The organism is Deferrisoma sp., assembly GCF_054681715.1.
The window spans coordinates 1-13,538 of record NZ_BAAHFQ010000088.1; the positions used below are offsets into that span (position 1 = coordinate 1).

A 13,538-nucleotide genomic window follows, 5' to 3' on the forward strand; every position below is an offset into this window, starting at 1 on the left:
GGAGAAGGTGCCCGTGCGGGTGCGGCTCGGCCTGGCCACGGGGGCCGTGCTCGAGGGCGAGGTGTTCGTGTCGCCGGTTTCGCCCCGGGGCTCCGGGCCCCAGGAGGTGTGGGAGCTCGTGGACGAGGCCGACCCGGTGCTCGCGTTTCGGTCGCGTGATGGGGAGTTCTGCCTGGTCGGAGCCGCGCAGGTCGCCATGATCGAAAGGGAAGGCCCGGCCCCCATGTCCGCCTGGACCCGGGCCGTGGCCGTGCGGGTGGAGCTGGCCGGGGGCCACGCGGTGGCGGGGGACCTCCTGCTCGAGGCCGAGGGCCGGCCCGTGGACGCGCTGCGGGCGCCGGGGGCGTGGCTCTCGGTGCGGACCGGGGGCCGTGCCCTCTGGGTCCGGAAGGCCCACCTCGTTGTCGTGCGGTTCGGGGACGAGGGGCCGCCGCCTCCGGACCCATGAACGGCCGACCCGCGTGTGGTAGAGTGGGAGTCCGCAAGCTCGGGTGCCGGACCGCCCCGCGAAGGAGGGTGCCATGACGGACTGCGTGTGGATCTACGTGACCGTGCCCAGCCGGGAGGAGGGGCTTCGGATCGGGCGGGCCCTCGTGGAGGAGCGGCTCGCGGCCTGCGCCAACGTGCTCCCGGGTTTGACCTCGGTGTACTGGTGGGAGGGGGAGGTTCAGGAGGACCCCGAGGCCGCCCTGGTCCTGAAATCCCGGGCCGACCTCGTGGAGCGGCTCACGGAGCGGGTTCGGGAGCTCCACCCCTACTCGTGCCCCTGCGTGGTGGCGCTTCCCATCGCCGCCGGAAACCCCGCCTTCCTCGACTGGATCCGCGCCGAGACCCGGTGACCCGGCCGTGGAGTTCCTGGCCGACCTCCACATCCACTCCCGGTTCTCCCGGGCCACAAGCCGGTCCCTGAACCTCCCGGAGCTCCACGCCTGGGCCCAGCGCAAGGGGATTTACCTCGTGGGCACGGGGGACGTGACCCACCCGGCCTGGTTCGCCGAGCTCTCCGACCAGCTCGTGGAGGCCGAGCCCGGGCTCTACCGCCTGCTGGACCCCCTGGCCCGGGAGGCCGACGCGGGGGTGCCGCCCGCGTGCCGGGGGCCAGTGCGGTTCGTGCTCCAGGGCGAGGTGAGCTGCATCTACAAGCACGCCGGCGCGGTGCGAAAGGTCCACCACGTGGTGTTCCTGCCCCACCTGGAGGCCGCCGGCCGGTTCCTGGCGGCCCTCGACCGCCTGGGGAACGTGCGCTCCGACGGCCGCCCGATCCTGGGCCTCACGAGCCGGCAGGTGCTCGAGATCCTCCTGGAAACCGCCCCCGGCGCGTTTCTCGTGCCGGCCCACGTCTGGACCCCCTGGTTCTCGATCCTGGGCTCCCGCTCGGGCTACGACGCGGTGGAGGCGTGCTTCGAGGATCTGGCCGGCGAGGTGTTCGCCCTGGAGACCGGGCTCTCCTCGGACCCGGCCATGAACTGGCGGGTCTCGGCCCTGGACCGGTTCGCCCTCATCTCCTCGTCCGACGCCCATTCCGCCGCAAACCTCGGCCGGGAGGCCTGCCGGTTCGACCTCGATCCCTCCTTCGGGGCGTTGCGCCGGGCCCTCGAGGCCCCGGGCCGGCCCGGGCTCCTGGGGACCCTCGAGTTCTTCCCCGAGGAGGGCAAGTACCACCTGGACGGCCACCGAAAATGCGCGGTGCGGCTCACGCCGGCCGAGACCCGGGAGCTCGGCGGCCGGTGCCCGGCCTGCGGCGGCCGGCTCACGGTGGGGGTGCTCCACCGGGTGGAGGAGCTCGCCGACCGGCCCCCCGGGGCGAGGCCGCCCGGGGCGAAGCCCTTCCAGACCCTGGTTCCCTTGGCCGAGGTGGTGGCCGAGGCCCTGGCCGCCGGGCCCCGCACGAAGCGGGTGGGACGGGTTCTGGACCGGCTCGCCCGGGAGGTGGGGCCGGAACTCCCGATCCTGTTGCGGGCCGACCCCGGGGACGTGGCCCGGGCGGCCGGCCCGGTGGTGGCCGAGGCCGTGGGGCGGGTGCGCGAGGGCCGGGTGCACGTGGAGGGGGGCTACGACGGGGCGTTCGGAGTGGTGCGGATCTTCTCGCCCGAGGAGCGCCGGGAGATCGCGCGGCAGGGCGTCTTGTTCGCCCCCGCGACGGCCGACGAGCCACGGCGGGGGGGGCCGGTTCCGCCCGCCGCCCCGCGGCCGCCCGAGGTGTTCGTCCCCCGGTCGGCGGACCGGGCCGGCGGCGACCTCGACCCGGACCAGGAGGCCGCCGTCGCCGCGCCGGCCGGGCCGCTTCGGATCGTGGCCGGGCCGGGCACGGGGAAGACCCGGACCCTGGTGGAGCGGATCGCCCGGCGGGTGGCCCGGGGCGAGGTGGACCCGGCCCGGGGGATCGCCGTGACCTTCACGAACCGGGCGGCCGACGAGCTCGCCGGGCGTCTGGGGGCGGCGCTCTGCGGGATCAGGGTCCGGGTCTCCACATTACACAAACTGGCCCTTGAGATCTTAAGAGAAGCGCCGAAGGCTAGCGGGCTTCCTGAGGATTTTCGCCTCCTCGGCCGGGACGAGGCCCTGGCCGTGTTCCAGGAGGCCACGGGCCTGGGCCGGCGGGAGGCCGCCGCGGCGGCCGAGGCCCTGAGCCGGGCCCGACGCAGCGGTGTGCCCCTGGACGCCGGCCTGGCCGAGATGGCCCGGGCCTACGAGGCGGCGCTGGCCCGGCGGGGCGCCCTGGACCTGGACCAGCTGGTCCTGCGGGCGGCCGGGGTGCTGGAGGCCGACGGGGCCCTACGGGAGACGTGGCGGGCGCGGGTCGGCTGGGTGGCGGTGGACGAGTTCCAGGATCTCGACCCGGTCCAGTACCGGTTTCTTCGCCTGCTGGTTCCGCCCGGCGGCGACCTCACCGTGATCGGGGACCCGGACCAGTCGATCTACGGGTTCCGGGGGGCGGACCCGGGGCTGTTCGACCGGCTCGCCGCCGAGGAGCCGGGGCTTCGCACGGTGCGGCTCCGGCGCACCTACCGGTGCTCGCCCGAGATTATCCGGGCCGCCGGGGCCGCCCTGGGCCGGGACGGTCTCGTTTCCAACGCCCCGCCAGGCCCTGACGTGCGGCTCGTGGACCTGGCGACCGACCGGGACGAGGCCGCGTGGATCGCCCGGGAGATCGAGGGGCTCCTGGGCGGGACCTCCCACCGGGCCCGGTGGGGCGCGCTCCAGTCGGCGGCGGCCTACGGGTTCGGGGACGTGGCCGTGCTCGTGCGCACCCGTGCCCAGGCGGCCGTCATCGCCGAGGCCCTGGAGCGGCAGGGGTTCCCGGTGCAGGCCGGCGAGCCGGTGGGGCCGGGCTGGCGGCGGGTGCGCGACCGGCTGCGGCGGGCCGATCCGGGGGCCCCGGCCCTGGACGCCGCCCGTGCGGCGCTGGAGGCCGAAGGGCTGGACCCCGAGGCGGCGGAAGCGGCGGCGTGGCTCGCGGCGGCCGCCGGCTGCCACACCGTGGGGGATCTCCTCGACCGGGCGGCCATGGCCGAGGCGGGCGACGCGTACCGGCCAGGGGACCGGATCGCGGTGCTCACCCTCCACGCCGCCAAGGGGCTCGAGTTCCCGGTGGTGTTCGTCGCCGGGTGCGAGGACGGGCTCCTGCCCTACCGTGCGCCCGGCCGGGAGGGCGACCGAGAGGAGGAGCGAAGGCTCCTCTACGTGGGCATGACCCGGGCCAGGGAGGTGCTGGTGCTCACCCGGGCCCGGGAGCGCCGGCTCTACGGGGAGCGGCGTCGGCCCGGGGAGAGCCCGTTCCTGCGAGGCGTCGCGTGCGTGGAGCGGATCTCGGTGGCCGGGGGACCCCGCCCGCCCCGGCAGCTCACCCTGTTCTGAGGCGGGGCCGGGGGAAGTTCACCCCCGCGAGGGGAGAACCGGGTCAGGTCCCGGCGCGGGAGCGCCCCCCGGGCCGGGTGTCAGGGTGTCAGGGATCAGAGGACAGAGGACAGGGAGGTTCTGACCCCTGTCCTCTGAATTCTGACCCCTGGAATGGGCGCCGCTTCCATCGGGCGGGACGGATGCCAACGCTGGAATCACAAAAGATTTTCGCGTCCTAGCGTCCTAGCCTCCCAGCGTCCTAGCGGTCATCCAGTCTCACCCCTCCGCCGGCTCGATCTCCACGGGGTGGGGCCGGCCGTCGGCCGGAACCACCCGCCGGGCCGAGGCGCCGGGGCCGGCCTCCCGCCACCAGGCGCCCTCGTCCACCGGCCCGACGTGGCCGTAGCCGTCGGGCAGCACGGCGGCCCGGGGGTGGAGGCCCTGGACGACCCGGGCCGGGAACCGGGCCTCTCCGGCTTCGGACCGGACAACCACCTCGGCCCCGTCGGGCACGCCGGACCCGGCCGGCACCCAGGCCTCGGCGTGGGGGGCGATCTCCCGGCCCCGCCGGGTACCGGCGTAGGTACGGGGGAGCACCGCCGGGGCTTCGACCCGGGCCAGGAATCCCTCGGCCGGGACCTCGGGCGGGGTCAGGCGGCGGACGAGACGGGCGGGCTCGAGGGGATTCGGGGCCTTGGGCTCCTCGGCCACCCACACCCCCCGGCGGGCCAGGGCCTGAAGGCTCCCCGGGCCCCAGGACTTCCGGAGGAGGTCGTCGAGCACGTCCCGCACCGTGGCGGGCAGCTCGGGGCCCGGCCGCCGCCGGGCCAGGGCCAGGAGCACGTCGGGGATGCCCCGGGCCTGCCCCAGCGGCCGCGGCCAGGGCTCGAAGAGCGAGAGGTGCTCCGCGGACGGATCCCGGAGCTTGTCGGGCTCGGAGTCGGGCCGGGTGGCCGGTTGCTGGAGGGCGAGGTAGGGCCGGCCGTCGGGCAGCGCTCCCTCCACCAGGTCCCAGCACTCGTAGGCCGTGGCCAGGGGGAGCACGAGGTCTGCGAGCCGGGCCGTCTCGGTCAGATGGGTATCGAGGGCCACCACGAGCCCCACCCGTTCCGAGTCCGCCAGGGTCCGGGCCACGGCGTCGGGCCGGGGACCGTCGTAGGCAGGGTTGGCCTCGGCCGCGAGGTAGAGGTCCAGCGCCTCGCCGCCGGACAGGAACCCCTCCCACCAAGCGGCCGGCGTGGTCTCGGCCCGCGCCGGGGTCGTGAAGTACGGCCCCCGCGCGGTCTGGATGCCGCCGGCCCGGTTAACGGTCCCCACCATGTGATTGAGGAGGGCGGCGGCCGCGGCCTCGGGTGTGCCGGGCGCGGCCACGGCCACCGACGGCCGGCGCCCGGCGAAGGTCAGGGCCAGGCGCCGGAGCCGCTCCGGGCCGATGCCGGTCCGCTCGGCCACGGTTCCGGCGTCGTAGGGCCCCAGGGCCTCGGCCAGGGCGTCGGGGAACTCGGGGGTCCGAGCGCGCAGGAACTCGGCGTCCACCTCGCCCTCGTCCCAGAGGATGCGGGCCATGCCCAGGGCCGCCCAGACGGCCGCGCCCGGGGGCACCGGAACCCACTCGCACACGGAGCCCGTGGCCCCCACGGCCTCGCCAAACAGCACCGCCCGGGCCCCCCGGGCCCGGGCCTCCACGAGGCCCCGCGCCAGGGGCACCTGGAACCGGCCGTCCAGGATCGACGCCCCGAAGAGATACACGGTTTCGGCCCGCCGCAGATCGGGGTCGGCCACCGGCGCTCCGTAGAGGTCGGCGTCGGACCCGGGGCCGGGACGGCCCGGGAGTCGGCGGTCGAGGAGTACCCGCTCCCACCCGATCCGGTCCTGGAGGTCGCCCGCCAGGAACCGGTCCATGGAGAGGTGGAGGACGGCCCGGCCACCGAGCGCCGCGGCGATCTGGTCCAGGGCCTCGGCCCAGGAGATCGGCTCCCACCGGCCGGACCCGCGGGGGCCGGCCCGCCGGAGCGGCCGAAGCACCCGGCCGGGGTCGTAGAGCCGCTCGATCTCGGCGTAGGCCCGGGCGCAAATTCCGCCCTCGTTGGTGGGGGAGCCGGGGTTGCCCTGAATCTGGACCACCCGGTCGCCGTCGCGAAAGGCGAGCACGGCACACCGGGCGGGGCACATGCCGCAAAGGGTCGGGAGCGGGTGGCGGTACTTGCGCAGGCTCCGGTGGGATGCGGGGCCCCCGGGCCGGGCACCCCCGAACGCGGGGAGGGCGGCGCCGGCCGCTCCGGCGGCGCCGAGTTTCAGAAACGACCTACGGTCCCAACGGTTCACGGGGCCCTCCTCCTGGCCGGTGGGCGCGTCGCCCGGCGGACTTTGTGGGGATTGGCACGAGGCCGGTAGGTTACGGGGTGCCCAGGCCCGAAGTCAATTCCGGTGGGACGTGGGGACGGCCGGACGGCTAGGCGGCTAGGCGGCTGGGAGGCTGGGAGGCGCCGGGTCCGGAGCTTTCGGGGGGAGCGTCCGCGCGTCCCAACGTCCTCGCGTCCGCACGCGCTAGTTCGCCTCCAGCGGCAGGTAGAACGAGAAGGTGCTCCCCACTCCGGGTTCGCTCCGGACCCAGATGCGGCCGCCGTGGAGCTCCACGAGGTTCTTCGCGATGGTGAGCCCCAGGCCTGAGCCCGCCTCGGTTTTCCGGGTGGGGGGCTCGGCCTGGTGAAACTTCTGGAACACCCGGTCCACGTCCTCGGGCCGGATGCCCCGGCCCTGGTCCTCCACCTCGACCACGGCCGCCGTCACGCCGCCCACGGCCGGGGGTTCGGGCGCGGAAGGGTCTTGCGGGTCGAGGCGGGCCGTGCGGGTCCGCACCCGGATCGTGCCCCGATCGCTGAACTTCACGGCGTTGTCCAGCAGGTTGTAGAGCACCCGCAAGATCAGTGTCCCGTCGGCCGGCACCGGGGGGACGTCCATGGGCTCGAAGGCGAGCTCGAGACCCTTCTCAGCGGCCCTCGGCCGCACCGAGCGCACCGCCGCCGAGACGAGCTCGTTCAGGTCGAGGGCGTGGCGGTCGAGCTCCAGGGTGCCGGCCTCGATGTCCATGAGGCAGAAGATGTTCTCGAGGATGGACTGGAGGTGCTTTCCGTTGGCCGCGATGAGCTCGAGGTCGGTGCGGTGCTCGGGGTCGAGCCCCGGCCCGAGCTCCTGCAGGAGCAGCCCGGCGTACCCGATGATGGCGTTGAGCGGCGTTTTGAGCTCGTGGTTGATGTTATTGAGGAACTCGTCCTTGACCCGGTTCGCCTCCTCGAGCCTCACGTTCTGGACCTGGAGTTCCTCCAGCGCGGCCTCGAGTTCCCGGGTGCGGGCCGCCACCCGATCCTGGAGCGAGCGGTTCTGGGCCTCCAGCGCGGCCCGGGCCTGGGCGAGCTCCCGATTGGCCCGTTCGAGCCGCCGGGTACGCTCGCGCACCTGGGCCTCGAGCCGGCGGTTGGCCCGGCGGACCTCCTCGAACAGGAGGGCGTGAGAGACGGCCACGGCCAGGTGACTCGCCAAGATGGCCCAGAACCGGGCGTTGTGAAGATCGAGACCCCCGGGCTCGGGGTGGCTCAGGTTCAGGACCCCCACGCACCGGCCCTGGGCCATGAGGGGGAACGTGGCAAGCGACCCCACGGCCACGCCCCCCGGCACGGGCACGAACCGGGGGTCTTCGGCCGCCCGCTCCAGGAGCGCCGGCTCTCCGGCCGCGGCGGACCAGCCCGCGACCCCCTCCCCGAGGGAGAACATCCGCCGGGGGTGGCCGTCGGGGCCGTAGTAGGCGGGCGCCCGGTCGTCCCGGGAGGCCGCCACGGCGAGCACGAGCTCCCCTTCGGCCTCCCGCGCGAGGAGCACCGAGGCGTTTCGGGCCCGGGAAAGCCGAAACACCTTTCCCAGGGCGTAGGAAATCAGACGCTCCAGGTCGGCCGAGCGCTCGAACAGGGCTCCCAAATCCCGGAGGACCCCGAGTTCCTCGGTGCGGGCCTCGAGTTCGCGGGTGGCCGAGCGAAGCGCCTGGGCGAAAAGCTCCTGCTTGTGCTCCGTGGTCGGAACGGTGTCGGGCATCGGGGGATCTCCCGGTGGGGTCAAACGAGGGCCTCCACGAAGGCCTCGGCCGCCCCCCGCCGCGCGTCCAGGTGGCGCGACAGGTCTTCCTCCAGGGCCGGGGGCAGGTCGGAGGGCTCGGGCGATCCTCCGGCCGCCCGGTTGGCCGCGGCCACGACCGACTGGGCCGGCCGGAGTTCGGCCCGAAGCGCCGGGCCGTGGTGGAACCCGGCCAGGGCCGCGATGCCGGCGGGAAAGTTCCACTCCTCGAGGAGCGTGCGGCCGGCGCAGGCGTGGTCCTCGCCGAACCGATCCTCCTCGGCGGCCCGAAGTTCCGGTCCCGAGCGTTCGGCGAGCTCCGAGGCGTAGTCCTCGGCCGCTTCGGACAGAAACCAGAACTTCCCGAGGTCGTGGACGAGTCCGGCGACGAACAGGGCGTCGGGCTCGAACCCGGCCACGGGATGCCGACGGCCCAGGAACCGGCAGCCCTCGGCCGCGAGGTAGCTGTGGACCCAGAGGGCGCGCACGGAAGCGGGCGGGGCGTCTTTCCAGAGGTCCATCACGGCCGTGGCAAGGGCCAGGGCCTGGACCGTGGCGGCCCCCAGGAGCACCACGGCCCGGTCCAGCCGGTCCACCCGGCCGGGAAACCCGTAGTAGGCCGAGTTGGCGAGCCGCAGCACCCGGGCCGACACGGGCGGGTCGTGCTCCAGCGTGCGGACCACCTCGGCGATCTCAAACTCGGGAGACGCGAACAGGGCGACGATCCGCGCCGCCACGGCCGGCAGGGTGGGAAGGGTGGTGGGGAGAGGCCGGGCGGGGCGGGGCGCGCTGATCAAGGGGTGCCCTTGGGAGCCCGGCCGCCGCCCTGGCGTGCCGGCGGAAGATGAAGCCGAAACGTGGACCCGTGGCCCGGAAGGGTTCGCACCTCGATCCGGCCGCCCAGGTCGTCGACGATCTGCTTGACGATGTAGAGCCCGAGCCCCGTGCCCCGGCCCTTGGGTTTGGTGGTGAAGAACGGCGTGAACAGCCGGTCCTGGTACTCCGGCGCGATCCCCGTTCCCGTATCGGTCACCGAGAGCACGATGTGCTCGTGTTCCATCGTGGCCTTCACGAGCACCTGGGCCTCGGCCTCCGACTGGGCCTCCCGCTTCTCCCTCACGGCCTGGGCCGCGTTCCGGATCAGGTTCACCAGCGCGTGCTGGATGTGATCGGGGCTCGCCCACAGGGCCGGAAGCCCCGGCTCGACCTCGACCTGGAGGTCGATGCCGGCCTTCCGGATCTCGTACTGGGTCACGACCAGCGCGTCCTCCACGGCCTGTCCCACCGGCAGGATCGCCCGTTCGGCCTCCGAGGGTCGGGCGAACGAGGTCAGGCTCGAGGCGAGCCGCTGGAGCCGGGAGACGTTGCGCGAGATCACCTCGAGATGCCGCCGGGCGGGGCCGGTCTCGCCGAGTTTCTGCAGCAGGATCTCCGTCGCCGCCGCGATGGACGCCAGGGGGTTGTTGATCTCGTGGGCGAACCCGGCCGCCATCTCGCCGATGGTGGCGAGTTTATCCCCGTGGCGTAAGCGCTCGTGGGTCACCTGGAGTTCCGTCAGGCTCGACTCCAGGCGCTCCACCAGGCGGCGGGCGTGCTCCCGCAGGTAGACCCGTTCGTCCGCCGGCTGGATCCGGTCGCGTTTGCCCCGCAGATAGGAGCGGATCTGGGAGGGGAACGTGTCGGGGGCGATGGGTTTGGGGATGTAGCCGTCACACCCGGCAGCCAGCGAGCGCTTGCGGTCCTGGGCCATCGAGTTGACGGTCACGGCCACTACAGGAATCTGGTCAAGCCCGGGGATCGCCTTGAGTTTGGTGGCCGTCTCGTACCCGTCCATCCCGGGGAGGTTGATGTCGAGGAGAATGAGATCCAGGCGGTCCCGTTCCTCGATCGCTTTCCGCACGCCTTCGAACCCGTCGCGGGCGTGGAGCACCTCGTATCCCTGGTCGCGGAGCATGCGCTCCACGAGCCGGTAGTTGGCCGGGTTGTCTTCCACGTACAGGATGCGATGGGCAACCGACACGGCCTCTTCTCCGCGGTGTCCCCCCGCGGGAAACTGGACGAACGGCATTTTAGCCAAACGAACCGCGTGATGTAAAGGCAAGACGTCGACGTTTTGGGGGCTCGAAAAACAGACGAAGCGGGTTTACACTCAGACACGGTCGCCCCGCCTCCGGATAGAGTCGCCGGGCAGGACATGGGGTCCTGCGTTTCGCCTCCCCAAAGAAGATTTACGTTTGACTCGTCTCTCGGAGGGCGTGTATTTCTACCGCCTTTCCACCCCCCTGACGATCGAAACGACGGAGGCGACATGGCGGCGAAAGACTATCGCATTGCGGTCATTCCCGGCGACGGCACCGGACCCGAGGTGGTGGAGCAGGCGCTCCGGGCGCTCGAGGCGGCGTCGAAACGGTTCGGGTTCCGATATGCGACGACCACCTTCCCGTTCGGTGGCGACCACTACCTCCAGACCGGCGAAACCCTGCCCGACGGGGCGATCGAGGAGCTCCGGGGCGCCGACGCGATCCTGCTCGGCGCCATTGGGCACCCCGACGTGAAACCGGGCATCCTGGAACAGGGGATCCTGCTCAAGCTGCGCTTCTCTTTAGATCAATACGTGAACCTCCGGCCCGTGAAACTCTACCCGGGTGTCTATACCCCCATCAAAGACAAGGGGCCCGACGACATCGACTTCGTGGTGGTTCGGGAGAACACCGAGGGGCTCTACGTGGGCGCTGGCGGGTTCCTGCGCAAGGGTACGCCGGACGAGGTGGCGATCCAGGAGTCCATCAACACCCGAAAGGGGGTGGAGCGGTGCATCCGGTTCGCCTTCGAGTACTGTCGGCGCCGCAACAAACGAAAGAAGGTGACCCTGGTCGGGAAGACCAATGTGCTCACCTACGCCTTCGACCTGTGGGAGCGCGCCTTCAACGAGGTGGGGGCCGAGTACCCCGACATCGAGCGCGACTACGCCCACGTGGACGCGGCCTGCATGTGGATGGTGAAAAACCCCGAGTGGTTCGACGTGATCGTCACCGACAATATGTTCGGCGACATCATCACGGACCTGGGCGCCATGATCCAGGGCGGCATGGGCATCGCGGCGGGCGGCAACATCAACCCGGAGGGCGTGAGCATGTTCGAGCCGATCGGCGGGTCGGCCCCGAAGTACACCGGAAAAAACGTGATCAACCCCCTGGCCGCCATCTGCGCCGCCGCCATGATGCTCGACACCCTGGGCGAGGCCGAGGCGGCCCGGGCCATCGAAGACGCGGTGCAGTGGGTCACGGCCACGAAGCTCAAGAGCCTGTCGGCCGGGCAGATGGGGTACTCCACCTCTGAGGTGGGCGATCTCGTGGTGGGGCGGATTCTGGGTGAGGAAGGCTGAGGGGCGCAAGACGCCGGTGTGGGCTGGACGGGGGCTTCGGCGGTGGTGGCTTGCGGCGGCGCTCGTGGCCTCGGGGTGCGCCGCGACCGGACCGGTGCGGGATCTCGGGGACCCTCCCCTGCGCCGGATCACGGTCCGGGTGGTGCGGCCCCCTGAGGTGAACCTCTACGATCGCCGGGCCGAGATCCTCGGGGTGCTCCCGTTCGAGGGCCCCGAAGGCGAGGCGCTCGCCCGGGACCTGGCCCGACAGTTGGCCGGAACCGGCGCGTTCCACGTGGTCGGCCCCGACGATATGCAGGAGCGGCTGATGCGTGCCGGGTTGGCCGTGCGGTGGGACGAGTCGCCCAACGCCCTCCGATGGGTCCACGCCCGCACCGGGGTCGACGCCGTGGTTGGGGGGCGGGTGGTCGAGTTCCGGGTGGAGGGGTTCGAGGAGGCGAAGTTCACCTGGACCCCCACGCCCACTGGCGAGTTCCGGTTCGAACAGACCGAGGAGGGGAAGATCGCCTACCGGGAGCGGGTGGAGTACCGCCCCGTGCCGCTGTTTTGCCGCACCGATCTCGGCACCGTAGGGGCCGAGTACCGGGTGTGGGACCTCCGGCGGGGGGAGGTGGTGGCCACCCTGCCCCGGGCGCTCACCACCGAGGTGCCGTCGTTCTGCTACCGGGGCGACGTGCCCGCCGGCCTGATCCGGGCCGCCCAGGGGCGGCTCCTCCAGCGCCTGTTCGGCCAGCTTAACCGGCGGGTGCTGGGGGCGCTGGTGCCCGACCACGAGCGCCGGGAGGTGGCCTTCGAGGTGGTGGGGCTCGGGGTGAGTCGGGCGCTGGTGCACGCCAACGAGTTGGGTATTCTCCACGCGAGCCAGGGCCGCTGGAAGGAGGCCGTGGAGACCTGGGAAGAGTGCGTGCGCCTTGCGCCCGAGGCCCCGTGGGCCCGGTACAACCTGGCCCTGGCGCTCGCGGCCGTGGGGCGGGTGACCGAGGCCCGGCGAGAGGCCCGGGAGGCCTGGATCCGGGCCCCCCGCCCGGCGTATAAGAGGCTTCTTTCGGAGTTGAGAGGGGGCGAGGATCTCGCAATAGGAAGGCGGCGGACCGGAAAGGGAGAGGAACAGCGATGAAGCGCGAGTACAACGTTGCGGTGGTCGGGGCCACGGGGGCCGTGGGAACCGAGATGATCCGGGTGCTGGAGGAGCGGGGGTTCCCGGTGGCCGAACTGCGGCCCCTGGCCTCGGCCCGGAGCGCCGGGACCGAGGTGCGGTTTAGGGGCGAGGCCGTGCGGGTGGCCGAGCTCACCGAGGGGAGCTTCGAGGGAATCGACATCGCGCTCTTTTCGGCCGGGGGCTCGGTGAGCGCCCGGTTCGCCCCGGCGGCGGCCGCAGCGGGCGCCGTGGCGGTGGACAACACGAGCCACTTCCGCATGGAGCCCGACGTGCCGCTGGTGGTGCCCGAGGTGAACCCCCACGCCATCGCCGGGTACACGAAGCGGGGCATCATCGCGAACCCCAACTGCTCCACCATCCAGATGGTGGTGGCCCTCAAGCCCCTCCACGACCGGGCTCGCATCCGGCGGATCGTGGTGAGCACCTACCAGGCTGTGTCGGGCACCGGCAAGCGGGCCATCGAGGAGCTGGAGCGCCAGAGCCGGGAACTGCTGAACTTCCGGGAGCCCACCCGGGGCGTCTACCCGCACCAGATCGCGTTCAACTGCCTGCCCCACATCGACGTCTTCCTGGAGAACGGCTACACCAAGGAAGAGATGAAAATGGTCAACGAGACCAAGAAGATCTTCGAGGACGACTCGGTGCGGGTCACGGCCACCACGGTGCGAGTGCCGGTGTTCTACGGCCACTCCGAGGCGGTGAATGTGGAGTTCGAGCAGAAGATCACGGCCGACGAGGCCCGGGCGCTCTTGGAGGCGGCGCCCGGCGTGGTGGTGGTGGACGACCCCAAGGCCAACCGGTACCCCATGCCCATCGACGCGGCCGGCAAGGACCCGGTGTACGTGGGCCGGATCCGGGAGGACGAGAGCATCGAGAACGGGCTGAACCTCTGGGTGGTGGCCGACAACATCCGGAAGGGCGCGGCCCTAAACGCCGTGCAGATCGCCGAGATCCTGATCCGGGATTACCTGGGGTAGGACGGCGAAGCGGGGATCGCGCAACGAAACGGCCCCCCGGGGAGATCCCCTGGGGGGCCGTTTCTGGTCCCGA

10 protein-coding genes are annotated in these 13,538 nt (G+C 72.6%); 6 read left to right on the forward strand and 4 right to left on the reverse strand.

Going from position 1 to position 13,538, the window contains the following annotated elements; genetic code table 11:
- The 3 genes from ACY0I8_RS12005 to ACY0I8_RS12015 all read left to right on the forward strand — a co-directional run.
- Positions 1–448, forward strand: a 448-nt coding sequence (locus tag ACY0I8_RS12005; RefSeq protein WP_461394945.1) for a hypothetical protein, incomplete at its 5' end; no start/stop codon positions are given.
- 73 nt (positions 449–521) lie between these two features.
- Positions 522–839: a divalent-cation tolerance protein CutA gene (cutA, locus tag ACY0I8_RS12010; protein WP_459941658.1), complete on the forward strand. Its 318-nt coding sequence runs from the start codon at positions 522–524 to the stop codon at positions 837–839.
- Between the two features lie 7 nt (positions 840–846).
- Positions 847–3,858: a UvrD-helicase domain-containing protein gene (locus ACY0I8_RS12015; RefSeq protein ID WP_461394946.1), complete on the forward strand. Its 3,012-nt coding sequence runs from the start codon at positions 847–849 to the stop codon at positions 3,856–3,858.
- A 258-nt stretch (positions 3,859–4,116) separates the two neighbouring features.
- On the opposite strand, the gene ACY0I8_RS12020 is transcribed toward ACY0I8_RS12015, so the two are convergent.
- The 4 genes from ACY0I8_RS12020 to ACY0I8_RS12035 all read right to left on the reverse strand — a co-directional run bounded on the left by ACY0I8_RS12020 (position 4,117) and on the right by ACY0I8_RS12035 (position 9,964).
- A complete protein-coding gene (locus tag ACY0I8_RS12020) occupies positions 4,117–6,165 on the reverse strand; it encodes a molybdopterin-dependent oxidoreductase (RefSeq protein ID WP_461394947.1) in 2,049 nt (682 codons plus the stop codon).
- A gap of 222 nt (positions 6,166–6,387) precedes the next feature.
- A complete protein-coding gene (locus ACY0I8_RS12025) occupies positions 6,388–7,926 on the reverse strand; it encodes an ATP-binding protein (protein ID WP_461394948.1) in 1,539 nt (512 codons plus the stop codon).
- A gap of 20 nt (positions 7,927–7,946) precedes the next feature.
- Entirely contained in the window at positions 7,947–8,741 is a 795-nt protein-coding gene (locus ACY0I8_RS12030) for an HDOD domain-containing protein (RefSeq protein WP_461394949.1), read from the reverse strand.
- Positions 8,738–9,964, reverse strand: coding sequence for a hybrid sensor histidine kinase/response regulator (locus ACY0I8_RS12035; protein WP_461394950.1), 1,227 nt, complete (start codon positions 9,962–9,964; stop codon positions 8,738–8,740). The genes ACY0I8_RS12030 and ACY0I8_RS12035 overlap by 4 nt, the downstream gene beginning before the upstream one ends.
- Before the next feature lie 288 nt (positions 9,965–10,252).
- Here ACY0I8_RS12035 and ACY0I8_RS12040 point away from each other — a divergent pair, with 288 nt between their 5' ends.
- Genes ACY0I8_RS12040 through ACY0I8_RS12050 form a run of 3 tightly spaced genes read left to right on the forward strand, consistent with a single transcriptional unit; the run spans position 10,253 to position 13,465 of the window.
- On the forward strand, positions 10,253–11,329 hold the full coding sequence (locus tag ACY0I8_RS12040) for a 3-isopropylmalate dehydrogenase (RefSeq protein WP_461394951.1): 1,077 nt from the start codon (positions 10,253–10,255) through the stop codon (positions 11,327–11,329).
- Entirely contained in the window at positions 11,316–12,446 is a 1,131-nt protein-coding gene (locus tag ACY0I8_RS12045) for a tetratricopeptide repeat protein (RefSeq protein ID WP_461394952.1), read from the forward strand. Before ACY0I8_RS12040 ends, ACY0I8_RS12045 begins: the two co-directional genes overlap by 14 nt.
- On the forward strand, positions 12,443–13,465 hold the full coding sequence (locus tag ACY0I8_RS12050) for an aspartate-semialdehyde dehydrogenase (RefSeq protein WP_461394953.1): 1,023 nt from the start codon (positions 12,443–12,445) through the stop codon (positions 13,463–13,465). The genes ACY0I8_RS12045 and ACY0I8_RS12050 overlap by 4 nt, the downstream gene beginning before the upstream one ends.
- The last annotated feature ends 73 nt before the right edge of the window (positions 13,466–13,538 follow it).